This is a genomic window from Streptomyces sp. LUP47B, assembly GCF_001746295.1.
Taxonomy (GTDB): domain Bacteria; phylum Actinomycetota; class Actinomycetes; order Streptomycetales; family Streptomycetaceae; genus Streptomyces.
Genome location: NZ_MJAH01000006.1, coordinates 666,351 through 689,766 on the forward strand (window position 1 = coordinate 666,351; position 23,416 = coordinate 689,766).

General features: G+C 66.0%; 15 protein-coding genes. 5 read left to right on the top strand and 10 right to left on the bottom strand.

Annotated elements, in window-relative coordinates; translation table 11 throughout:
* Positions 1-70: 70 nt before the first annotated feature.
* The 3 genes from BFN33_RS21140 to BFN33_RS21150 all read left to right on the top strand — a co-directional run bounded on the left by BFN33_RS21140 (position 71) and on the right by BFN33_RS21150 (position 7,224).
* Complete coding sequence (locus BFN33_RS21140) at positions 71-3,244, top strand: DEAD/DEAH box helicase (protein ID WP_069761631.1); 3,174 nt, start codon at positions 71-73, stop codon at positions 3,242-3,244.
* Positions 3,245-3,595: 351 nt separating this feature from the next.
* Entirely contained in the window at positions 3,596-5,599 is a 2,004-nt protein-coding gene (locus tag BFN33_RS21145; protein WP_069761632.1) for an ATP-dependent endonuclease, read from the top strand.
* Positions 5,587-7,224, top strand: a complete 1,638-nt coding sequence (locus BFN33_RS21150) for a UvrD-helicase domain-containing protein (protein ID WP_069761633.1) — start codon at positions 5,587-5,589, stop codon at positions 7,222-7,224. Before BFN33_RS21145 ends, BFN33_RS21150 begins: the two co-directional genes overlap by 13 nt.
* A gap of 86 nt (positions 7,225-7,310) precedes the next feature.
* Here BFN33_RS21150 and BFN33_RS21155 read toward each other — a convergent pair whose 3' ends face one another.
* Both BFN33_RS21155 and BFN33_RS49960 read right to left on the bottom strand, forming a co-directional pair.
* Positions 7,311-8,474 carry a citrate synthase gene (locus BFN33_RS21155; protein ID WP_069761634.1) on the bottom strand — a complete coding sequence of 388 codons (1,164 nt, stop codon included), beginning with the start codon at positions 8,472-8,474 and terminating at the stop codon, positions 7,311-7,313.
* Positions 8,475-8,849: 375 nt separating this feature from the next.
* Positions 8,850-9,068, bottom strand: a complete 219-nt coding sequence (locus BFN33_RS49960) for a helix-turn-helix domain-containing protein (protein WP_256122807.1) — start codon at positions 9,066-9,068, stop codon at positions 8,850-8,852.
* Between the two features lie 451 nt (positions 9,069-9,519).
* Here BFN33_RS49960 and BFN33_RS21165 point away from each other — a divergent pair, with 451 nt between their 5' ends.
* Complete coding sequence (locus tag BFN33_RS21165; protein WP_256122827.1) at positions 9,520-10,536, top strand: tyrosine-type recombinase/integrase; 1,017 nt, start codon at positions 9,520-9,522, stop codon at positions 10,534-10,536.
* 650 nt (positions 10,537-11,186) lie between these two features.
* Positions 11,187-11,813, top strand: coding sequence for a class I SAM-dependent methyltransferase (locus BFN33_RS21170; RefSeq protein ID WP_069761636.1), 627 nt, complete (start codon positions 11,187-11,189; stop codon positions 11,811-11,813).
* Here BFN33_RS21170 and BFN33_RS51975 read toward each other — a convergent pair.
* From BFN33_RS51975 to BFN33_RS21210, 8 genes are all read right to left on the bottom strand, one after another.
* Positions 11,747-12,499 carry an alpha/beta fold hydrolase gene (locus tag BFN33_RS51975; RefSeq protein ID WP_176742429.1) on the bottom strand — a complete coding sequence of 251 codons (753 nt, stop codon included), beginning with the start codon at positions 12,497-12,499 and terminating at the stop codon, positions 11,747-11,749. The genes BFN33_RS21170 and BFN33_RS51975 overlap by 67 nt on opposite strands.
* Positions 12,500-12,522: 23 nt before the next feature.
* Complete coding sequence (locus BFN33_RS21180; RefSeq protein ID WP_069761638.1) at positions 12,523-13,836, bottom strand: RICIN domain-containing protein; 1,314 nt, start codon at positions 13,834-13,836, stop codon at positions 12,523-12,525.
* 346 nt (positions 13,837-14,182) lie between these two features.
* Positions 14,183-16,114: a glycosyl hydrolase 53 family protein gene (locus tag BFN33_RS21185; RefSeq protein ID WP_069761639.1), complete on the bottom strand. Its 1,932-nt coding sequence runs from the start codon at positions 16,112-16,114 to the stop codon at positions 14,183-14,185.
* Positions 16,115-16,204: 90 nt separating this feature from the next.
* Positions 16,205-18,322 (bottom strand): family 43 glycosylhydrolase, encoded by a 2,118-nt coding sequence (locus BFN33_RS55535; RefSeq protein ID WP_370743300.1) that lies wholly within the window; start codon positions 18,320-18,322, stop codon positions 16,205-16,207.
* 68 nt (positions 18,323-18,390) lie between these two features.
* The gene (locus tag BFN33_RS21195; protein WP_088245363.1) at positions 18,391-19,740 is read right to left on the bottom strand and encodes a right-handed parallel beta-helix repeat-containing protein; all 1,350 of its coding nucleotides are present in this window, start codon (positions 19,738-19,740) and stop codon (positions 18,391-18,393) included.
* A 530-nt stretch (positions 19,741-20,270) separates the two neighbouring features.
* The gene (locus tag BFN33_RS21200; RefSeq protein ID WP_218109001.1) at positions 20,271-21,140 is read right to left on the bottom strand and encodes an SGNH/GDSL hydrolase family protein; all 870 of its coding nucleotides are present in this window, start codon (positions 21,138-21,140) and stop codon (positions 20,271-20,273) included.
* A 35-nt stretch (positions 21,141-21,175) separates the two neighbouring features.
* On the bottom strand, positions 21,176-22,246 hold the full coding sequence (locus tag BFN33_RS21205) for a rhamnogalacturonan acetylesterase (protein WP_256122808.1): 1,071 nt from the start codon (positions 22,244-22,246) through the stop codon (positions 21,176-21,178).
* A 69-nt stretch (positions 22,247-22,315) separates the two neighbouring features.
* On the bottom strand, positions 22,316-23,374 hold the full coding sequence (locus BFN33_RS21210; RefSeq protein ID WP_069761642.1) for a glycosyl hydrolase 53 family protein: 1,059 nt from the start codon (positions 23,372-23,374) through the stop codon (positions 22,316-22,318).
* Between the last annotated feature and the right edge of the window lie 42 nt (positions 23,375-23,416).

Below are 23,416 nucleotides of genomic sequence, written 5' to 3' on the forward strand. Positions count from 1 at the left end.
ACGGGGGTTGGGTGCGGGCACTGGGGCGACTGTGCTGCCAGTCCGGACTGGTGAAGGAACAGGAGCACGTGTGCACGTCGCGACCAGCAAGGTATGGGCCCAACAGATCGTCTTCGGCAACAATGCGGTGCGCCAACTACTGGTGCCGTCAGGCACTTTGGATGTGGTGGAGGCAGCCACCGGACTGGAGGTGGCCAGCGTCCAGGGCCGATGGCCCGCGATACGAGCCGGAGGCAGCGAGCCTGAGCAGCTGACGGCTGTCATCCCCACCGTCAAAACAGGCGGGCGTGTGGGCTGGGTCGGCGACACGGCACTTCGCTCGCCGCAGACGGTGCTGGCCTCGTTCATCGACGGCATCGGGTTCCGCGACCACGCCGAACCGCACGCGCTGCGGCGTCCCCAGATCGGTGCCCTGCACTCGGTGATCGGCTACTGGGCCTCGGGGGTGACTGCTCCAGGAATCGTCGTGATGCCCACCGGAACGGGTAAAACGGAGACAATGCTCGCGCTGCTCGTGGCCGCCCGACCCGAGCGGCTGCTCGTGCTGGTGCCGACCGCAGCGCTGCGTGATCAAATTGCGGCGAAGTTTGAGTCGCTCGGCATCCTGCACACACACCAGATTGTCACTCCGGGCGTGATGCGACCCGTGGTGGGAAAACTCCAGCACGGGTTCCACGACGCCGCCGACGCTGAGGCATTCGCCTCTGCCTGCAACGTGGTGGTCGCGACCCCGCACGCTCTTCAGGCCTGCGAGCCGGAGTCTCGCGACGCGTTCCTGGCCGCGTTCAGTCACCTGGTGGTTGACGAGGCTCATCACGCGCCAGCGCCCACCTGGTCGCGCGTGGTCGATGCCTTCGCCGACCGGCGTGTCCTGCTGTTCACCGCCACTCCATTCAGAGAGGACGGCCGTCCTGTGCCCGGGCGGACCATCTTTCGGTTCCCGTTGCGGGAGGCTCAACGGGATGGGTACTTCACTCCGATCAACTACCGGGCCGTGCTCAGTCTGGAGGACACTGACCGAGAGCTAGCGAAGCTGGCGGTTGGACGGCTGCGCGCGGACCGGGCTGCTGGGCTGGATCACATCGTGATGGTGCGGGCGAGGAGTATCGCGCGGGCCAAAGAGCTAGCTGAGCTATATCAGGCACTCGCGCCGGACCTGAATCCGGTGGTTCTGCACGAGAAGGTGGCGGCCAGAGCACGGCGTGCGGCGTTGGCCGCTCTGGAAGATCGGTCGTGCCGGATCGTGGTCTGCGTCGACATGCTCGGTGAAGGCTTCGACTTGCCGGCTCTGAAGATCGCCGCGCTGCACGATGTGAAGAAGAGCCTGAGCCCGATGATCCAGTTCATCGGGCGGTTCACCCGGTCCACTTCCGTGGGCTCGACGATCGGGACAGCCTCCGTGTTTGTGGCCCGTGATCCGTCGGTAGCACTGTCGCCGCTGCGTGAACTGCTACGCGAGGACGCTGACTGGGACACAATCCTGCACGACATCACCGAACGTGCCACGGCGAGCGTGGAGGAGATCAGCGACTTCGAGGCGTCCTTCACCGATGCCCCGGAAGAGGTGTCGGTCACGGTGCTGGAACCCAAGATGAGCGCCATCGCTCACCGTGCTCCCAGCCACACCTGGACTCCCGAGCGGGCCTTGGAGGTCTACGGCGAAGGACGGGTCCTGGACAGCACCATCGCGGTCAACACCACCTCCACCGTCGCCTGGTTCGTCGTGGAGAACCGCAGCGAAGTCCGCTGGGGCGCCCCGCAAGCCCTTGAGCAGGTCACCTACGAGCTGATCGTCATGTACTTCAGCCGTATCCAAGGCCTGCTCTACATCCATGGATCGAACAACACCGGTGACTACCGGGAACTCGCACAGGCCGTCCTGGGCTTGGACTCCCGGCTGGTCACCGGTATGCCGACCTTCCGGGTGCTTGGTCACATGGAGCGCTTGATCCCCACCAACGTGGGCCTGCTGGATTCACGGGACCACTTCAACCGGTTCTCTATGCATGTGGGAAGCGATGTCTACGAGGCGCTGTCCACCGCCGATCGGCAGGGCAAGAGTCAGACCCACATCGCCGCCTCCGGATTCCGCAACGGGGAGAAGACCACCATCAGCGCCGCCTTGTCGGGACGGTTCTGGTCAATGCAGACCGCCCCCAACCTCAAGGCCTGGACCGACTGGTGTGACGAGCAGGGGGCCAAGCTCACCGACGCCAGCATCGACCTGGCCAGCGTCATGGACGGGTTCATCTTCCCGGAGGACCTCACCGAACGTCCCGAGGGCGTACTCATCGCTGCCGAATGGCCCTGGCCGCTGTTCACCGGCAACGGGCCCGGCCCGCAGATCACCTTCGGCGGCACCACCTACCCCGCCGTCGATGTCCCACTGCAGGTGGCAGACCACTCCTCTACCGGCCCCTTCCGGATCCGCCTGACCACTCCTGCCTGGCAGATCGGCTACAGCGCAGAATTCACCGACAACGGACTGACCTACAGCCCCGACGCGTTGGACGGACATGTCCGCTCGGGAATCCACGAGTATTCGCTTGAGGAATGGATCAACCGGAACAAGCCCACCGTGTTCCTGGCAGGCGACAAGATGATCACCGCCGAGGATCGACTGCTTGCCCCTCGCAAAGACCTCGACCCCTTCGACCGCAGACGACTGACCATCCTCAACTGGGCCGGAGTGGACATCAAGAAGGAGTCACAGACCCCCACGCGTGAACCTGACTCCATCCAGGCCTACATCTCCGCCCACCTGCAACAGTCGCAGGAGTTCGACGTCCTCATCGACGACGACCGCGCTCGCGAAGCAGCCGACCTGGTCGGAATGAAGATCAACGGTGACGAACTCGTCGTCACCCTGGTGCACTGCAAGTACTCGTCCGAACCGACCCCCGGCGGCCGGGTGGCTGACTTGTACGAACTGTGCGGGCAGGCTGTCCGTGGCGCGAAGTGGCGGCAAGACCACCTGGGCCCGCTCCTGAACCATCTGGACCGACGCGCCAGAAGCTTCCGGGCCCGCACCGGAGTCTCACCCTTCGAAGTCGGCAGCATCGAGGAGCTCTACCGGATCCGGGAACTTGCCCCGCAGTTGCGGCCTCGCGTCCATACTGTGCTCGCCCAGCCCGGGCTGTCCGCATCTGCGTGCACCGAGGAACACCTGCGGCTGCTGGCCGGCGCCGAGACCTACGTCCACGCCCTCACCCGGGGGACGTTCACCGTGTACTGCAGCGCCTGAACGCATGCAACGGGCCGACACCCTTGTTGCATCCGCACGAGCATGACCGGGCAGCCCTACCAACTGCCACTGCAGCCGCCCGCCACGCGGTGGCTTGTGTGTGCGGACGGCATGCCCCGGGCTGGGTAGGCAGTTCCGTCCATGCCGACTTCATCACCCGCGCTTCTCGCGCGGGATCGATGACAGACGCTGATCAGCAATGATCGAAACGGACGCAACCCATCACATCGCTGACCACTTTGAGCCAAGTAGGCATCTCTGTCCCTTCCGTATCAGATACTGCTCTGACTCTCGGTAGTCGCACGCGTATGCCGTCCCGGGAGCGGGGTTGGGGACGATGTCGGGAGTGAGATGCAGCTGACGCATGCCGAAGTGATCAACTTTCGTGCCCTGGAGAGGGTGGACGTCCGGGTTGATCCGAAGGCCACCCTCATCGTCGGGCGCAACAACAGCGGCAAGACGTCGTTCGTCAATCTCTTCGAGAAGTTCTTCGGCGAGGAGGACACGAGGTTCGTCCTGGAGGACTTCTCCACCTGCCGTATCGCCGACATCGAGCAGGCGCGGCAGATCTTCGGCGAGGCGCAGGCACATGCCGGCCGTGGAGACTCCGAGACGAGCGAGGACCTACTGGCCAAGGCCTACGACCTCGTCCCAGCCATCCGGTTGGTCCTCACCATCGAGTACACGGAAGACGACGACCTCGCGCCGCTCACGGGTGTGATCCTCGACCTCGACGACTCCTGCTTCGAGGTCAAGATCGAGGCGGCACTTGAAGTTGCTCGCCCAAACGACTTCCTCAAGGACTTCTGGTCGGCCAGCCAGCGGGAGCAGTTCGATCGCATCAAGTGGCTGCGCAAGAACTTCTCGGACTACTTCGCCCCGGCCTATCGCGCGATCAGCCCCTTGGACGAGAACGTCCGCAAGGAGATCAAGCGCGGCGCCGCCGAGTCCATCCTGTCGGTCAAGTTCGTCTACGCGCAGACCAAGATGGATGACACGCCGAGCGACAAGGCCCGCACGTTGTCGAAGACGTTCGAGGCCTACTACAAGGTCAACAGCGGGAACGAGGACCGTCACCAGAGCATCGAGCAGATCGAGACCGCTCTGGCGTCCGCCTCACAGCAGCTCGACGACAACTACGCCACGCTGTTCGACCCGATCTTCGAGGACCTGCGCACCTTCGGGGTGGGCACCATCACACCGGTCCAGAAGCCCCGCATCGTCTCCCTCATCGAGGCCTCAGGCATCCTCCGCGGCAGTACACGCATCCAGTACCCGTCCGGGGACGCCGACTTCCATCTTCCCGAAGGACACAACGGGCTGGGCTACAGCAAGCTGATCTTTACGATCCTGCAGGTCATCAGCTTTCACCAGACCTACGAGCGCACCACACCCAAGCCAGCGCTGCAGGTGCTGTTCATCGAGGAGCCCGAAGCCCATCTGCACCCCCAGATGCAGGAGACGTTCATCAAGAACATCCAGGACTTCATCGACCGTAAGACGGGCTGGAAGGTGCAGGTGGTCATCACCACGCACTCCTCCCACATCGTCGCAAGCAGCGGCTTCCACACGGTGCGCTACTTCGACCGTTCCGAGCCGCAGCTCACGGTCAAGGATCTCTCGACCTTCGAGGCCAACGTGAAGGCCACTCCGCAGGGGGACGAGACCCTGCGCTTCCTGCGCCAGTACATGGTCTTGCACCGGTGTGACATGTTCTTCGCCGACAAGGTGATCCTGATCGAGGGCACCGCGGAACGGCTGATCCTTCCGGAAATGGTCCGGCGGTGCGCCAAGGGGCTTCTGCACCAGTACGTATCGGTCATCGAGGTCGGCGACGCCTACGCCGTCCGCTTCCGGCAACTACTCGCTTTCCTGAACGTCAAGACGCTCGTCATCACCGACATCGACTCCGTGTGCCCCAAACACCGCAAGGCCTGCCCACCCGGCCAGGGGAAGACAGTCACCTCGAACATGACGCTCAAGAACTGGCTGCCCGCAAAGTCCAGCATCGCCGAGCTGCTCGCCACCGACCCGGCCGACAAAGAGCAAGGACACGTCCGCGTCGCCTACCAGATCCCCGAGAAAGATTCGGGAGCCTGCGCGCGGAGCTTCGAGGACGCCTTCATCATCGCCAACGCAGAACCCCTTGCGCGTGACTTCCGCCAGCTCGCCCTCAAGGCGGCCTTCGTCAAGGAGGTCGGGGCCGACCCCACCGCCGACGACATCGAAGCCAAGGCCTACGACATCGCACAGCAACTCAGCGACCACAAGACGGACTTCGCCTTCGACGCCATGCTCCTGGAGGACTGGGCCGTTCCCCGCTACATCGCCGAAGGACTGCAGTGGCTCGCCTAGACACCCTCGAAGCCGTCACCACCGAGCTGGAGGCCCGGCGCAGCTTCCTCGTCGAAGCAGGGGCCGGCGCCGGCAAGACGACCACCCTGGTACGCGCCCTGCAGCACCTCCTGACCCACCACCGCGCAGACCTGGAGGCACACGGCCGGCGGATCGCCTGCATCACCTACACCAACGTCGCCAAGAAAAAGATCGTCGAACGCATCGCCGCAGACCCGCTCGTCGACGTCGACACCATCCACGAATTCCTGTGGAGTGTCATCCAGCCGTACCAGCTTGAGCTCTGGCAGCAGATCCTCGACTACAACAAGGACCTGTCCAAACCGGAAGACCTGGATGATGTCACCGATCCTCCCGTCATCGAATATTCCGACCGCGGGCGCAGGCTGCACGAGGGGCGCATCTCCCACGACGACGTCATCGCGCTGTCGCTCCGTCTCGTCACGGCCCACCCCAAGCTCATACGCATCATCACCAGCAAGTACCCGGTCATCTTTGTCGACGAGTACCAGGACACTTCGCCCAAGACGATCCAGCTGCTGCTGGACCACCTGGCGGGCGCAGGCCGCGAGAAATGCGTGGTCGGCCTCTTCGGCGACTCCATGCAGAAGATCTACGAGTCGGGCGTCGGAGCGGTAAACCGGCCCGGCCTTCTCACCGAGATCACCAAACACGAGAACTACCGGTGCTCGCCTCCGGTCGTCGAGGTGCTCAACCGGATGCGTCCCGAGCTCACCCAGGACGCCATCGGCAAGCAGCAAACCGGCGAGGTCCACTTGTTCCTCAACAGCAGCATCCCGGCCGGCCCTGAGCGACTCACCGCCGCCGAAGCAATACTCGCCCGGAACGGCTGGACACGGGAGAACAGCAAATACCTGCTGCTCACCCACCGAGGGATAGCCGGCACCCTGGAGTACGCCAACCTCCTGGAGCAGTACCGAAAGCTGGGCCGCTACGGTCCCGACGACCTCATGGCACGCAACGAGCCGTACATCCAGTACCTCACCCGCGTCGAGGCCATCAGTACCGCGTTCCGCAACAGCGACTTCGCCGGGCTGACCGACCTACTGGACGAGGGACGGACACGGATCACCCGTCACGCCCACAAACGCGCCATCAGTGACGCGATCCGTGCACTCGACGCCGTACGCACGACCGGAACCATCGGCGACGTGCTCGACCGGATGGCCGACGGCCATCTCCTAGCCCTGCCGGGAAAACTCAAGGACCTCGAACGCCGCAGAACCGCAACGGACCTGGACGAGCGCGACCAGCGGCGAGCGGACTTCTCGAACAACCTCCGCGGCGTGTCCTACCGGGAAGTCATCAGCGTCACGTACTTCATCGACGAACTCACCCCGTTCTCGACCCAGCACGGTGTCAAAGGCGACGAATTCGAGAACGTCTTGGTGGTGGTCGACGACCGCGTGTGGAACAGGTACAGCATCGGCAAAATGCTTGCCGGCACCGACAAACCCGACCGGACAGAACGGTCACGCAACCTGTTCTACGTGTGCTGTTCTCGAGCCCAGCGCGGCCTGGCTGTCGTGTTCGTCGACGATCTCCCAGACGGGGCGGAATCCACACTCCACAAGTGGTTCGTTTCAGGAACCATCCATCCATAAGAGAATGGTCCGGAGCCTCCATCAGCTCGGAGCGGTCCACGTGGACACGTAGCCTGGGACCTAGTTCTGGGCGCATCAGGCAGGAGTCAGGGCACGGGTACCGCCACTGGCGGCTGCGGTCCGACGTACCGCGCTGCCGGACGGATGATCTTCGAGTCGGCTGCCTGTTCGAGGATGTTCGCTCCCCAGCCGACCACGCGCGCTGCCGCGAACGTCGGGGTGAACATCTCGCGGGGCAGGCCGCACAGTTCCATGACCACGCCCGCGTAGAACTCGACGTTGGTGTGGAGTTCGCGGCCGGGCTTGAGTTCCGCCAGGATCGCCTCGACGCGCTGTTCGACCTCGGTCGCGAAGTCGACCAGTGGGCCGCCGAACTGTTCCGCGATGCCACGCAGCATGCGGGAACGGGGATCCTCGGTGCGGTAGACGGGGTGGCCGAAGCCCATGATGCGATCCCCGGCAAGGACATGTTGCCGGATCCACGGATCGATACGGTCCCGGCTGCCGATCGCATCCAGCGTGTCCAGCGCACGGCTCGGAGCGCCGCCGTGGAGGGGACCGGAGAGCGCCCCCACCGCGCCGGCCAGGGCGGCCGCCACGTCCGCCCCGGTCGATGCGATCACTCTCGCCGTGAACGTTGATGCGTTGAATCCATGGTCAATGGTCGAGATCAAGTACTGCTCGATCGCCCTCGCCCGGTCCGCGTCCGGTTCCGAACCCGTCAGCATGTAGAGGTAGTTCGCGGCGTACGGCAGATCCGTCCGCGGCTCCACCGGTTCGAGGCCCTGCCCGAGCCGGTACAGCGCCGTCAGCAGCGTGGGTACGGCCGCCGCGGCAGCGACCGTGTCCGCGCGTCGTTGGTCGGCGTCGATGTCGTACGCCGGCCGGAACCCCTTCGAGGCCCCGAGGAGGGACAGGGCGGTCCGTAGACCGGCAAGCGGGCCGGAGGCGCCGCTCGCCGCGGCGAGGGCGGGCAGTACGGCGCGCACGTCCTCGGGAAGAGGGCGAAGTTGTGCTGTCTGCGCCGCGAACACGGACAGTTGCGCAGCCTCCGGCAGTTCGCCGTGGACCATCAGGTACCAGACGTCCTCGAAGCCGCGGGTCCGCGCAAGGTCGACGGCCGAGTATTGGCGATAGTGATAAAAGCCTTCCAGTCCTCTGACGTCGCCAAGTGCGGTGTCGGTGACGATGACGCCCGCGAGGCCTCGCGGGACATCGATCGAGGTGGACGCGGCTGGGTTGGTAGGCATGTTCCCTCCTTGGACTTGATTCGACTGTCCATGATTGACGCTATGCACGTCAATATTGATTGAATCAATATCAAGTGGGATGCGGGGACACCCGCAAGGAGGCGAGGGTGTGCTCCCCCGTGCAATGGACTGGCTCGACACCGGGACGCAGCCGTAGCGCCCGAGCCGGGGGCAGGCCTCCATCAGCGTCGGCAGTCGGCTCCTTCGGTCACGGCGTGGGGCAGGTGCCAACGAGGTTCTTGCGCCAGTCGGTTGGGACCTTCCCCGGCTGATCCGCAGGCTCTTCGTGTTGCGTGAGTCATTGGCCTGCCGCTCGAAGATGGCCAGGCCCGCCTCGGCAGGCGCTGGCCGTTACCTGCGTGCGGCCCGATGTTGCTACTGCGGGGCGGATTCGGTAGAGCGACCGTCTGCCAGGTGATTGATGAGCTCACCGGGTGCGACACCGAGGGCTGCAGCAATGTCGACGAGAGTCAAAGCACTGGGATTGCGCTGCCCGTGCTCAATGTAGATGAGGCCGCGAAAGCTCAGCCCGCTGCGTTCTGCGAGCTCCTCCAGGCTGTAGTCACGTTCCTCTCTGAGGCGGCGGATCTGCATACCGAGGGACAGGAGTCGCGGGTCGGGTGATGGTTCACGATCTGGCACACAGCGACATCACCGGCATGTCACACCAGACACCATGAACAGCTGTGCATAATCGATCCTCGCTCGGGAAATGCTGATGGCGTACAGCCCTCAGGCAACAACCCGTGGCCTGCAGGCATCAGAGTCAAATCATCGCCGTGGGCGAATCGGCCCAGCCGAGTAGCCTTTTCCAGCGAGAGACATGATGAGACCAGCGCTGCCGTTTGATCGTTGGCATAAGTCCTACCCGAAACCGCATCGCGGTGACACTCCCTGCAGATGCGGCACCAGGAATCGACCTCTCTACCCTTCGGCCGACCACGGGCGAGGGCTGCGGTGGCAAGCGCGCTACCTCGATCACGCTGGGCAGGAATGTCGCGTTTCGTTCGGGGAATGGCATGAAGCGCAGACCCACTTGAACGAGGTGCGACTGCGCGGCGACGAAGAACGCATAGGGAGTCCGGCATACGCCGGCCGTGAGGTGTCCTTCTATGCGGCGCAGATGATCAAGAGGAAGAAGGCGAGGAGGAAGAGGCGGAACACGGTAAGCGCCTACGAGGGACATCTCCGCAACCACATCCTGCCGTTTGTCGGCAGCCGACCTGCCGTATCTCTGCGCCGCTCTGACTCCACGGCATTCGTGGACCATCTGCTGGCTACGCCGAGCCTTCGGTCGCCGCGCTCGGTGATCCAGGTGTTCAAGACGTGGCGCATCTTCATGCACTACCTGCTGGACGAGGATGTTCCGCTCCCCATCAACATCGTGTCCCGCATCGAACTACCCGAGGTTGACAGGCGCATCGAGTTCGCCCTCAGTCCCGAGCAGGTTGCCGCAGCAGCTGTGGCCATGCGGCAGGTAGAACCGCGTTTCGAAGTCGTCGTGTGGCTGGGGGCCTGTGGCGGGCTGCGCCGTGGGGAAGCTCTCGGCTTGAAATGGGATCACGTCGATTGGGCGCGGAATCTCCTGTGCATCAAAGAGCAACAGCAGCATGGGCGGGCTGCGCCGCTCAAGACGAAGTCGAGCAAAGCAACACTGCCGGTCGACCCTTTCCTCACCGGTCAACTGGCAAGACACATGGAGAAGTTTAGCCCACTTGGGTCTGGCCTGAGTTCTTCTGGTCTCACCGTCCGAAGGTTGGATAGCCTCGGCCTCGTCGTGATGAATGTTCATGGCCGGCCCGTACAGGCGAACGACTTCTATCGCAAATGGCATCAGGCCCTAGATAGAGCAGGGCTTCCCCCGGGAACTCGATTCCATTACCTCAAGCGTTTCTACACGTCCACGCTGGGGATGTCAGGAGTGCACGATCCCAAGACGGTCCAAGTTCTCTCCCGGCATGCCAGGTTTTCCGAGACCTGGGACGCCTATGCACAACCTCCACTGGCTGCCGAGGCGTTGAGGGTCAACGTCTTCAGCCGCGTATTCTCGACCGTGCGTTGACACGACTGCTGAGTTTGCAGAGCCGCACGAGGCCGGCGGCAACGACGGGCCTAGATGGATGGCCGTCTCCCCGGCCGCCGCGAGGCGACCGGGTGACAAACCCGGCGTACAGCCCGACTCGTCTGCCGCTCCTTATCTCCGCAGGTCAGAGGAAATGTTTACCGACTAAACGAACTCTCGGGGTCGAATCCGGGGCGAATCCGAGCCGTAGGTATCGTCGTTTCCGTCCGCTGCCAATGCGTCATATCCGGGCATTTCAGGTGTCAAATGTGGTCCAGTGTGATCCTGGAGGAGGCATCTCGGATACTGACGCACTCGGAAGTACATGTACGAGGTGTCTCCTTGCCGGTCTGCTCTGGCTGAACCTGAGCGCCGATGGGGCGACCTCCAGCGAGCCGTGCCCGGGGCCGGGACGGGTGACACTGCTCGCGGCCTGTCGAGACAGCTGCCGATGGCGCCCTCCCGGTTGTCGCGGGACGGACCGGACTGAACCCCGTGTGGCGGTGAAGGCGTGACTTCACCCTAGGCCGACGACCATCCACCCCCGCCCCGGTGCCTTCAGACCTGCCTGATGGCGGGCGCGTCCCGTGCGCCGGGCGTCGAGCCAGACTGGGTGCGAGACTGGTCACGAGCGACGGAGGTCGGTTGTCATGGGCTTCTATGCCAAGCAGGTCGTCCCGCGGATCATCAACGTCGTCTGCGGAATGAAGGAGGCCGAGCGTCTTCGGCGCCGGGTCTGCGAGGGCCTGGAGGGCGATGTCCTGGAGATCGGGTTCGGCTCGGGGCTGAACGTTCCGTTCTATCCGGAAGCCGTCACGCGGGTGGACGCGGTGGAGCCCTCCGAGGTCGGATGGAAACTTGCAGGCAAGCGCCTCGCGGCGACACCGGTCCGCGTGGAGCGCACCGCCCTGGACGGCCAGGTACTGCCCTTCCGCGACCACAGTTTCGACACCGCCCTGTCTACCTGGACGCTGTGCACCATCCCGGACGCCGATGCCGCTCTGCATGAAGTGCGGCGTGTCCTCAAGCCGGGCGGGACGCTGCACTTCATCGAACACGGACTCGCCCCGGCCGCAGACGAGAACGTGCGCCGCTGGCAGCAGCGACTCGACCCCATGGAACAGCGGCTCTTCGGCGGATGCCACCTGACCCGGCCGATCGTCGACATGCTGACCACAGCGGGTTTCGTCATCACCGACCTGGACGTCTTCTACGAGAAGGGCGCACCGAAGTCGATGGGTGCCGACTCCCTCGGCGTCGCCGTGTCTCCTGGCTGACCGCTCGACGCATACCAGGTCGATGCGGCCATCCGGCGCGACCAGGATTGGAAGTGTTCGATGTCAGCCGACTCTGGACCCGCCGAAGTGGCTATCGGTGGCGCGAGGATCTCGTCGGGCGCCTCGTCCAGCAGGAGATGCTCCGAGCCGTCCAGGACATGCAACCGGGTGCCCAGGTGCCGCTGGGCGGCCGGCCCCACCCGCTGCGGTGGTAGGAAGACGTAGCGGCCGGTGGCCACCAGACTGGGCACGCCCGGCGCTCGGTCAACAGCGCCGGAGGCAGCGGGGATAGGGGCGAGGCTGCTGGGGCAGCAGCGGGCGACCAGGGCCATCCACTCCGCCAGCTCATCCGGCACGCGACCACCCGCAGCCACCATGGGCCGCAGCATCCGGGCCGCCCGTGGCACGGTCGGCCGGGCCAGCCACGGCACCGTCGCGACCCTCATGGCCGACGGGACGAGCAGCCGCACCAGCCCGGCGCTGGAGAACACGACCCGCCAGCCGATCCGCGGGGAGGCGGAGGCGAGCACGATGGCTCCGCCGAGTGAGTGCCCGACGACCAGGGCTTTGCCCGGAACCGTCTGCTCCCGTGCCTCGGTGAGCCGCTGGCCGTACCACACCGACCGCCTGCGGCGCGGCTGGATGTCCGTGCTCAGCCCGGGTTGCCCGGGCTGAGCGAGCACCACCGTCGGCCACCGAAATGTTCCGGTCAGACGCGGCGGCGGGTGAAGCGCTGGTTGGGGTTGCCGCTGTAGGTGTACTGGGCGATGCGGGCGCCGTCGGCGGTGGAGTACTCCCAGACATCCATCGCCAGGCCGGACTCCCGGTTGACGAGGCTGATCACACCACTACCGTGATCGACCACGCGCCACTGCTGGCTGGTGGCGCCGGTGTCGCCCTGCTGGACGATATCCGTGCCGGTCGCGGTGCCCGTGGGCTGGAGGAACAGGCCACTGTGCTGTGCCTTGACGCGGACGTGGCCGTCGGCGGCGTCGACGAACTCGAATTGCTGGTTGGGGCGACTGTTGGTGGTCCGCTGGACGAGTTGTGCGCCGGCGGCGGTGGAGGCACCGTTGATCTCGGCGGCCTTGCCGCTGTGCTGGGCCAGCAGGGTGTAGAGGCCCGGACCACCGGGGGAGTCGCCCAGCTGGGCGTCCCACCTGGTGTTGGCCCCGGACGCGTCAGCCGGGAGGCGGTCCCGTGCGGCGGTGTCGCCGTACATGGTCCAGCGGGCCCAGTCGACGACGGTCCTGGGGAAGCGCTGGTCGCTCCAGAAGCTGGTGTGGCTGCCGCCGACGAAGGTGAGGAACGCCTTGGGCCAGGTGATCTCCGCGTACGCCTGCCGGGCCGAGGAGTACGACGTGGTCGAGTCCCGGTCGCCGTGGACGAACAGGACCTTGGCCGAGACCGAACCGGACGGGTTGCCCATGTCCACGCAGGACTGGGGGTTGGCGGACTTGATCCGGCTGTCGGGCCAGGAGGTCAGCAGACCGTGGGTGACCATGCCGCCCAGGGAGTGGCCCGAGACGCCGACGCCGATGCCGGTGTTGATGTGCCCGCCCAGGGGTCCGCTCGCGTTGAGCGCGAGGGTGTTGGTGAGGATCTGCGAGACGTCCTTGGACGTGTTGCCGTTGTTGACGTCGTCGAAGTTGTGGTTGAAGTGCGGGGCGGGGACGATGAAGCCCGCCGAGGCCAGGGCCCGGATGATGAACAGGGAGTTCTGCGGGCTGCTCCCGTAGCCGTGGGTGAAGTTGTAGACGGGGAAGAGCCCGGCGGCGACCGGGGCGTCCGTCACCGGACTGCCGCCGGCGGTGCCGGTGGCCGGGTAGTAGACGTACGTGGTGCACGGGCGGCTGCCACGGGTCCAGTTGTACCGGCGCACGCCGACCGCGAACGGCGTGGTCGGCGCGGTGTCCAGTGGCGCGGCGGCGGCTGGTGCCTGTCCTGCCCCGAGCAGGGACAGGCCCACGCCCGTCGCTCCGGCCGCGGTCATGCTGAGGAATGTCCGTCGTCGCAGGGTCATGGTGACTCCTTGGGTGCGGGGATGGGTGGGGGGTTTGGCGTTCGGTTGGTCCCGTTGCCGGGTGCGTCCCGTCGGCACAGAGGCCGACAGGTCGACGGGGCGCACGGCGCAACAGGGGGTGTGGGTGCTCCGGCCAGCCGCGAGGGGCGGCAGGACCGGCGTGTGGTTGGTCGGGTGCACCGGATGTCGGGGTGAGTGTGGCCGTCCCGTCGCCCAGGGCCTGGTTCTCCCAGGCGCTTCGGCAGCTGTTGCTGTCGGCCACCGAGTGAGCGGAGCACTGCTGTGAAGCGGTGATGATGTCGCCGGTGCCGTCGTGGTCTCGGCGGTGTGGCCTCGGTGAAGCAGGTTATGAGGTGGTCATGTCGTATTCGCCGTGGCTGGGCATGACGTCGATGACCGCCGTGACCGGGCCTGTGCGGGTCGTCCCGGTGACTGTCACCTCACCCGGCCTGTCGGTCGCGCCAGGTGGCAACGGCTGCCAGCGGACGGGGACAGCGGTGATCTTGTTGTTGGCGGTGGTGAGCACGCGGATGGAGGAGGGCAGCTTCGGGACGGCCCTCACCATCGTGCTGGTGTAGACGGTGTGCTGGAGGATGTGCTTGGCGCGGCTGGCGTTGAAGACGTTGATGGACGCGTGCGGCTCCCACGTGTTCGCCAGTCCGGGCACGGCCCGGAACATGGGCTGGTAGCCGGCCGGTTCCCACACCAGCGCTCCCGAACCTCGGTTGTCGACCACGTCGTTGGCGGCCTGGAACACCCTCCGGATCGCGTCCGCCTGCCCCTGAATGGTTCGTGGGTACGGCGAGTTGGGCAACGGCGAGCCATCGCCGCCCGAGGCGGGGTAGGCGGTTTCGGCGATGTCGATGTCGTAGCCGGGGTGCGTGGTGGCCATGGTGTTGAGGTTGAGATCCAGTGTCTCGGGCGTACCGTGCCATTCCGGGTAGTACGAGATGGCCAGCACATCGGGGTTCTGCCCCTTTGCCTTCACCCGGGTGAGGAACTGGTGCCAGAACTCCATGGTTTTGGCGAGCTTGTCCTTGTCGACGATCACGTGTATCTCGACCTTGGATGTCGGTGACGCGTCGCGGACGGCCTTGATCCCGGCCGCGGCCAGGGTGGTGAACCGGTCCCACGACTGGTCGTAGAGCCGTTGCTCCGCCGGGTCGGTTGACCGCCAGTACTTCCACAGCAGGCCACCGCCGGGCTTGGACTGGTAGATATCGGCCTGGTCGACGAAGTACGGCGGATTCGTTGTGCCGATCTGGGCCGCCTCGCTGCCGTACATGAACCCGTTGATGATCTCGTTGCCGACGGCCACCTTCTCCGGCGTGGTGCCCTGTCGGATCAACCGCTTCAGATAGTCGGCGGTGAAGCCGTACACGGCCTTGGAGAGGTCCGCGAACTCCAGCTCGGCCCAGGCGCGTGGCTTTGGTTGCTTGCTCGGGTCCGCCCATGAGTCCGCGTAGTGGAAGTCGATCCCCAGGCCCATGCCCCGCTGCTTGATCAACTTGGCTGAGGCCAGCGAGCGCTCCGGCCCCTGGCGCGGTATCGGCGTCGGTTGACCGGTGCTCTCGCTGCGCGGCTCGTTGAATATCCGCAGCCGGCTGTACTCGATGCCACGGTCCTTGGCCACGTCGAGCAGGTGTGGCCCGGCGCCGCGGTCTTCGGCCTGGGGGGCGACCCAGTACTGCTGGTCCTGGACGTCGTCCATCCAGGACAGATCGGCGCCCAGGGTGAGGTCGTCGCGCAGGTAGTTGAAGACCTGGAGCTCGCTGACACCTGTCCGGGCCCGGCCCGGCCCCCCTGCGAACGTCAGCCGGACGAAGCGCGTTCCCGGCCGGGTGAACAGGTGCACTTCCCCTCGCGACACGGCCCGGTTGTGGGATCTGTCGGCGATGGGCTTCCACCGGCGGCCGTCGGATGAAGCCTCGACGACGTACCGGTGGGCCACGCCACGGTCCGGGAAGAGCACCTTGACCTTACGCAGGTTGTCGTAGGTTCCACCGAGGTCGACGGTGAGCCACTGACGGGCGCCGGCACGATCCGGGCGCCAGGACGTCGCAGGGTCGCCGTCGAAGGCCAGACGGGCGCTGGACGAGCCGGAGGCGGCCGTCGCCGAGGCCCAGGGCTTGGCAGCGATATTGCTCTCGATCGGCTTGATGTCCGCGGTTCCGAAGGTCGCGTGGGCCGACTCGGGCACCATGAGTAGATTTGCGGACACCATGGTGACCAACGTCGCCGTGACCGCGATGGCGCGGACCAGACGCTTGCTGCTCATGTCCTTCTCCTGACGATGTCACGTACGGGCGGCACGGGCTGTTCCCTACGCTCTGCCGGTCGCAGAGACCGGCAGAGCACGGGATGTCAGTCAGCCGACATCGAGGCAGTCGACGTTGGGCAGTCCGGCGGCCGTGGTCGGATCCAGCCGGATGGAGTTGCTGCCGGCGTTCAACGGGACCGTCACGGTCTTGGTCGTCCACGTCGTCCACGCACCGGTGGACTCGAACGAAAGCGCCCCTGCCATGGCTCCGTTGACGACGAAGTTCGCCGACCTCGCACCGGTGGTGGCGCCATTGGCGAACCGGATCCCCAGCGTCGCCGTACGGGCGGTCTCGGAGTTCACGGTGAACTCCGCGAAGGCCCCCACAGCGGGGTCGCCGTTGCAGAACCCGCTGCCGGAATAGCCGGCTTGATTGGAGTCGATCGTGCCCCGGCACTGAGCCGGAGCGGTCTCTGCCTCGTAACGCCCCGGAGGTGCTGGTGTGCCGGCAGAGGTCTTGACGAGTGAGAGCTGGTCGACGATGAAGCCGCCCGAACCCGATGCCCGCACGGTGACGGTGGCGGCCCCGCCGGGTAGCTCGATGCCGGTGAGCTCGCGCTTCGCCCAGCCGCTCGACGACGGGATGCCGAGGGTGCGTTGGCTGCCGTTGGCGCCGGTGATCACGACCTGCCCGGCACTACCCCGAGCGTGCAGGGACAGGGTGTAGGTGCCTGCGGGCACCGACTCGATCCGCTGCTCGACGCCGCCGCTGTTGCTCATCTGGAGGGCGAAGCGAGACCCGTTCACACCACCGTTGACGTTGGTCACCGAACCGCCGAGGTTCCGCCATCCCCGCACGCTGGAGACGATGACGCGGTCGGCCTGGATGTCGGGGTTGAGGATGTAGTTGTTCGCCGGCCCGACGCGCCACTCCCCTGTCGTGGCGTTGAACTGCCACTGGCTCACCGAGTGGAACTGCGGCCGTGCGCCGGTCTTGGTGATCGGCACCCATTGGTTGTACCCGATGCCGTTCCAGGCGAAGTCCGCCCAGCGGTCGCCGGCGTAGAGCACCGTGTTCTGCTTGGTGCCCTTGACCGTCACGAAGAACCCGGTCTGGGTCACGTGGCTGTAGTCCATCTCAGTGCCGGCAAGGACGTACTCGCTGCTGTACGAGCCCTGGACGTTGCTGCTGGTCGACTCATTGACGTAGTTGACAGAGGTGTTCCAGCCATGCAGGTCCGACGCCGCGTGGTAGTACCTGCCGTCGAGCTTGAACATCGCGTTGCCCTCGCGACCGGCACCGCTGCGGATCTGCACGGCCGGCTCGATCCGCAGCGAGTCGGACTCCCGGAACTTGGCCACGAAGCCGCGCGACCGTCCTTCGCGGTTGGAGAAGATCAGGTAGTCCTTGCCATCCTCGTCGGTGAAGACGGTCTGGTCCCCGGTGCCGGTCGTCGGCGAGTTGGTGATCTGGGTCTGGAAGTAGCCGTAGTCGAAGGTGTCGGTGGGTGAGTCGCCCTGCAGCAGCAGGACACCGTGCCCGCCTCCGACGTAGGCCTGGGTCGCGAGCACGTACTTTCCGGTGTTCTCGTTGTACGAGACCCCGAGCCGCCCGACCCATCCCGCCTGACCGAGGGTGGCCCCATTGTTGATCTTGGTCGAGCGCGTCGCGACGTTGTTCTCGAACTTCCAGTTCACCAGGTCCTTCGAGGAGTACACGGGGACCGAGACGAAGCTGACGTTGCCGTCGTACTTCTTCGTCGGATTGGCCCGGTAGAGCTCGGCGCCGGTGTAGTGCACGCCGTACCAGTAGTAGGTGTCGCCGAACTTGAAGACCCCGCCGCCCTGCGAATAGATGGGGTTGCCGCTGGTGTCGTTCCAGAAGGTGTTGTTCGTGATGGTCTGGAACGTGCCCTCGTCGGAGGCCTGCAGATCGGCGGCGGCGGTCATCAGTGCCGTCTTCGCGTCGGCGACATCCGACGTGGTGGCCGAGGAGTCGTCGGCGACCTCGGCCGCGGCGGTCAACGCCTTGGCGAAGGGCTTCCAGGAGTCAGCCGTGTATTTCGTCGGAGTGCGCGTCTGGTAGTCGGACACCAGGTACTCGAGGCCGCGATCCACCACCGGTCCAGCCGCCGCCCCGTGGCCCTGGAGGTCCGTCGCCTGTCTCTGCGTTGCGGGTGTCTCCGCCGCGGCGGTGCTCGCCGACAGCGGCGCCGCCAACGCCACGGACAACAGGGTGGCGGCGGCTAACTTCCAGTATTGGGAGACGACACGCGGTCTTTGCCTCAAGAGGATCACCTTCCGTCATTCTCAAAGGCGCCGAGATCCGGCGCGCTTCCGTCAAAGGGCAGTCCCACGTCGGTGCCCTTGTCGATCAGGGCACTGTTCGCCGCGAGACGCAGGTGGGGCAGCACGGGCAGACTCCCGTCGGTCTGGCGGGGCGCGTCCCAACCGGACGTCGACACACTCCGGAACTGGGAGTCCGACAGGGGGACGCCGAGGTTCCAGGAGTTGTACGCGGCGCTCGTGCCGCTCATGTTCGACGTCGCCGTTCCGCTGTAGGCGAGGTTGTTGCGCAGGTTGCCCCGGCCGACGGCGGCGCCGCGCGAGTCGATTCCCAGCATGTTGAAGTTGGGGCGGTTTCCGTAGCCGGTGTTGTTGAAGAAGTCGTTGGCCACCGGGTGGTGGTTGGCGTAGAAACCGGCCGCCCTGTTGAGGAACGCCACCGAGGAGCGAACGGTGTGCTTGGGCGCGTTGGCCTCGTAGTCGCCCCCGTAGCCGCCCGACTTGAAGCCGGCTCCGTTGCCGGAGGGCGTCGTCGTCCCCGGCACGTACCCGTTGCGCCAGGCCCACGAGTTCTCGATGATGACGGGCGAGTAGGCGGAGATGAGGTCGAACCCGTCATCGGCGTTCCACCACGATCGGCAACCCCGGAACACGTTCGCGGAACGGCCCGCCGGCGTGTAGTGCGAACCGAACCCGTCGGCGTTCTCGCCGGGCCCGTCGTTGCTGCGCAGGTCGTAGTTGTCGTGCGCGTCCGAGTTGAGGACGAGGTTGCCGCCCCCGCCGCTGATGAACAGGCCGGTGCCCATGTGGTGGTGGGTGTTGATCTGCTCGAAGACGTCGTTGCTGCCGGAAACCCAGATCCCCCAGGACTCGGCGTTGCGGTTGTTGTTCTGGGGAACGCCCTTGACCTCCAGTCCTTTGAGGTGGATCCAGCTGCCGGTGACGTCGAAGCCCTTGATGCGGCAGTTGTCCGTCATCCGCGAGAAGTCGAAGACCGGTTTCTCGCCCGGCTGGGCCCAGTACCGGATCGGGTTGCCCGAGCTGCCGCTCTTGTTCAGGGTGATCGCGTCGACCTTGGCGGTCTGGCTCGAACAGGCGCTGTTCGCGCGGGTGTAGGCGTAGGTGCCGCCCCGGAAGTAGACCGTGTCGCCCGCCGTGGCGACGGCCTGTGCACGGGCGATCGAGGCCCACGGAGCGGCCTGCGTACCTGCCGCGCCGTCGTTCCCGTTCGGGGCGACGTAGTAGGTGTTTCCGGCCGCCGCGGCGCTCGCGGGCGCCGAGCCGGGGGTCATGGCGACGGAACTCGCCGTGACCAGGGAGAGCAGAAGGGCAGGGGTGCCGAACTTCGCGGTTCTCACAGCGTCATCTCCCGAGTCAGGTGATTTCCCGTGCGGCAGCAGGACTCGTGCCTGCCAGAAGAACTCAGCGCAGGTGCGAAAGCTGCTTGGCGAAGAGTGGGACCACGCGCGTGCTTCTTCAGAACTTCATGGCGCCGGCGGCCAGGTTGGCGATGAAGTGGCGCGAGCCGATCAGGAAGACCCCGATCAGCGGTATCACCGACATGAGCGCTCCGGCGTCTACACCATCGACTTGTCGTTGGTGTAGACGCCGTTCAGCTGCTGCACGGCCACCTGCAGTGTCACCTTGCCCGTGTCGGTCATCACGATCAGTGGACACAGGTTGTGCGGGTGGGCGTGCCGAGGAGGGGGCCGCTTCGCCGGTCGTACCCTCCGCCTCCGCCTACGTCGCACGCCGCGGCCCGATCGGAGCCGAGCCGCTTCCGCACACCACCGTCGGGTAGGGACGACTGCGTCTCCGGTCTGCGGCACCGCCGTCATTGAGGCCAGCCGTGAACCGACCGGCCTCGGTTCGCGCCCACCGCCGCGTGCTACTTGAGATACGCGGCGAGCGGGAGGTTCTGGCGGCGCACGTCTCCGGCGACGAGCCCTGCGACGCGCTGGGCGCCGTAGGTGTCGAAGTGGGTGTGGTCGTTGCAGAAGAAGGTGCCCAGGGGACCGCTGCCTGAGTAGTCGCCGTTGTTCGGGCAGAAGTGCAGACTGTTGTAGAGAGAGACACTGAGCGTCTGCAGGTCGATGACGGGCGCCCTGGTGGCGGTGCCGGCGGCGAAGGTCTCGCCCACGAAGCCGCGGTTCTTGGTCGCTGTGCTGCCGGAGCAGGTGATGGCGGCCACCGGGGTGAGCAGCACCGGGTGTGCGCCCCGGGCCAGGGCGGCCTGCGCCATCATGGTCATCAGTTGTCGGTACCGGGCCGTGCCGACGTGCCGGGGGCAGGTCGAGGAGGAGTCGTTGATGCCGAACTGGATGAACAGGTAGTCACCGGCCTTCATTCCGGTGGTCGAGTTCAGCATCGCCTGCCACCGGGAGGAGTACGTGGTGGACGTGAGGCGGCACTCGCCGTCCGAGCCCTTGGTGCCGCTCACGTTTCCCTCGTACAGCCAGGTCTGGATGCTGCGGCCTCCGACGGCCTGGTTCTTGACGGTTACGTCGCTGTTGAACAGGGCGTCGAACTGGCTACCCCAGCCGACCGGGCACCGGCCGGAGCTCGGGTTGGCCATGGTGGAGTCGCCGGCCAGCCACACGGTGACCGGCGCGGCGGCCGCCTGTGCGACCGGGGCCTGGGCGCGGGAGGCGCTGGTGCAGTTCGTGGCGACGGGGTCCGCCGCGGATGCGGCGCTGACACCGACGCTCGACAAGGCGATCATCAGCGCGGTCGTGATGAGAATCCGTAAGTTCCTCAACGGGTCCCTCCTTGGGACTGGCGCCGGGCGTTCGGTCAGCGCAGGTACGCGGCCAGGGGCAGGCGCTGCTCGCGGATGCTCTGGAGCACCAACCCGCCCATCTGGCTCGCCCCGTACTGCGAGAAGTGGGTGTTGTCCGTGACACCGTCGACGGAGGAGCGCAGGAAGAGCTGCGCGGAGGCAGACGGGCCGAGGGACTCGACGAGCGCCTTGCTCTTGGCGGTCAGATCGATCACCGGAACCCTCTGGGCCGTCCCGACCGAGCGCATCTCGGCGGGCAGGTTCACGCCGACGCCGTTGACGTGCAGGGCCGTTGACGTGAGCCGGTTGCCGTCGAACAGCCGGCGGACCGGCGGCGTCACCAGGACTGGGACACCGCCCTTCGCACGGACCTGCGTGATCATGGAGGTGAGATTGCTCCGGAAGGCCGACGCGCTGGTCTGCTTGTCGTTGTGCCCGAACTGGATGAACACCGCGTCGTTTGCCTTGACCTTCGACAACAGTGCCGGGAAGAGCGCCGAGTTCCTCAGAAAGCTGCCCGAACTCTCCCCCGAGTCGCCGTAGTTGGCGACGGACGCTCCGGGACCCACCGCCGGCGTGATCATCTGGCCCCAGCCCGTGTACGGGGCCACGGGCTGGTCGCACACGGTCGAGTCGCCGGCCAGGTAGGCGACCAGCGGCTGGGGCGCCGGTTTCACCGAGACGGCCGACACCTGTGGGTTGGTCCCCGAGAACCGGAGGTCCAGACCGGGGTTTCCGGCGCCGCCCTGGCCGGTCGGCTGCCCCTCCGGCTGCCGCACGTTGACCGTGAAGGAGTACGTGGCGGCGGCACCGGCCGGCGTCTTCGTCGCCGGAAGCATCAGGCGCCGGGCCTCCACCCACATGTCGGTCTCGGCGGCAGTGGTACCACCGACAGAGACCGTGACGTCATAGTTGCCGGGTGAGACCGCGTAGTGACACTTGATCGGCGCGGTGCCGGAACAACCGGCCGGCAGCGCCCGCGTGACGGCATCCGCATGCGCCGCACCGGTGCCGACCAGCGTCGCAAGGGTCAGCAGACCCACTGCTCCCAGCCTGGACCCGTGCCCTTCGAGACTCAATGTCATGCCCATTACAATCACCAATCCCAGTCCTTGATCGGAGAGTTGCCCGGGTTGAGGTCCACGGCCCGTCGCTCAGGCCTGGGTGAAGCCGTTCATGATGGCGGTGGGCCGCTTGCTGGAGGAGTCCCAGGCGCCCATGTTGTAGCCGGTAAACGGGGACATGCACTCCGGCTCCCAGTAGAAGACGCCCTGCCCGCCGTTGGCCTTGAGGGCCTTGATGTAGGCGACCAGCGAGGCCTGGGTGGAGGAGGCGCGGTCCACCCGACCGCCGAACTCGCTCTGCAGGAACGGTTTGCCGTAGGCGTCGGAGATCTTCTTCATGTTCGCCACGATCCCGGCCGCGAGGTCGGCGCTGCCGTAGGACGAGAACACCGACATGTCCCACTTGCCGCCGCTTGCCGCGAAGCGGCTGAAGAACGTCGTCATCACGTCGTACTTCTGCGGCTGGGCCAGGTGGATACACACGATCGAGTGCGGCGACACCGCCTTGACCTGTTCGTATGCGGCATTGAGCAGCCCCGTCATCTGCGCCCCGTTGGAGACGCTGCCGACCGGGCGACAGATCCCGCTGTTGATCTCGTTGCCGATCTGCACCCAGGTGGGCAGCACGTCGTTGTTCCTCATGACCGTCATGGTCTGGTTCACGTACGTGCCCATCGCGGTGCGCATCTGGCTGTAGCTCATGTTCCGCCAGGCCGCGGGCGGGTTCTGCACGCCTACGGAGTTCCAGGTGTCGCCGAACATGTAGTCGAGCATGATCGACATCCCGGCGGCCTTGACCCGCTTGGCGAAGGCGGCCACCTCGTTGATGCCGCAGTGCCCGTTGGCCGGGTCGTTGGACGGGTTGACGAAGGTGCGCAGGCGTACGGCGGTGATGCCGTACCCCTTGAGGATCGTCAGCAGGTCCTGGGTCTGCCCGCCGGCGTTCTTCCAGGAGTAGCCACGCGCCTCCATCTGAGGTGCCCAGCTGATGTCGACGCCCTTGACAAAGCTCGCCGCGGCCTCGGCAGGCGTGTCGAGTTCGGCGAACGCGACGGCGGTGGCGATCGCCCCGGCGGTCGCGGTGGTGGCCCTGAGCAGGGTTCGCCGGCTGAGGCGCCCGGCAACTGGTGTGGGGGGTTGCGGGGACATGGTCGGTCCTTTCCTTCCGTCGGCCGTGGGTGAGACGTCGCG

What these genes read in the sequence shown, in the direction of transcription:
- BFN33_RS21145 (WP_069761632.1), top strand. Translation starts at nt 3,596, where the DNA reads ATGCAGCTGACGCATGCCGAAGTGATCAACTTTCGTGCCCTGGAGAGG.
- BFN33_RS21155 (WP_069761634.1), bottom strand. Translation starts at nt 8,474, where the DNA reads ATGCCTACCAACCCAGCCGCGTCCACCTCGATCGATGTCCCGCGAGGC.
- BFN33_RS49960 (WP_256122807.1), bottom strand. Translation starts at nt 9,068, where the DNA reads ATGCAGATCCGCCGCCTCAGAGAGGAACGTGACTACAGCCTGGAGGAG.
- BFN33_RS21170 (WP_069761636.1), top strand. Translation starts at nt 11,187, where the DNA reads ATGGGCTTCTATGCCAAGCAGGTCGTCCCGCGGATCATCAACGTCGTC.
- BFN33_RS21180 (WP_069761638.1), bottom strand. Translation starts at nt 13,836, where the DNA reads ATGACCCTGCGACGACGGACATTCCTCAGCATGACCGCGGCCGGAGCG.
- BFN33_RS21185 (WP_069761639.1), bottom strand. Translation starts at nt 16,114, where the DNA reads ATGAGCAGCAAGCGTCTGGTCCGCGCCATCGCGGTCACGGCGACGTTG.
- BFN33_RS21205 (WP_256122808.1), bottom strand. Translation starts at nt 22,246, where the DNA reads ATGACATTGAGTCTCGAAGGGCACGGGTCCAGGCTGGGAGCAGTGGGT.
- BFN33_RS21210 (WP_069761642.1), bottom strand. Translation starts at nt 23,374, where the DNA reads ATGTCCCCGCAACCCCCCACACCAGTTGCCGGGCGCCTCAGCCGGCGA.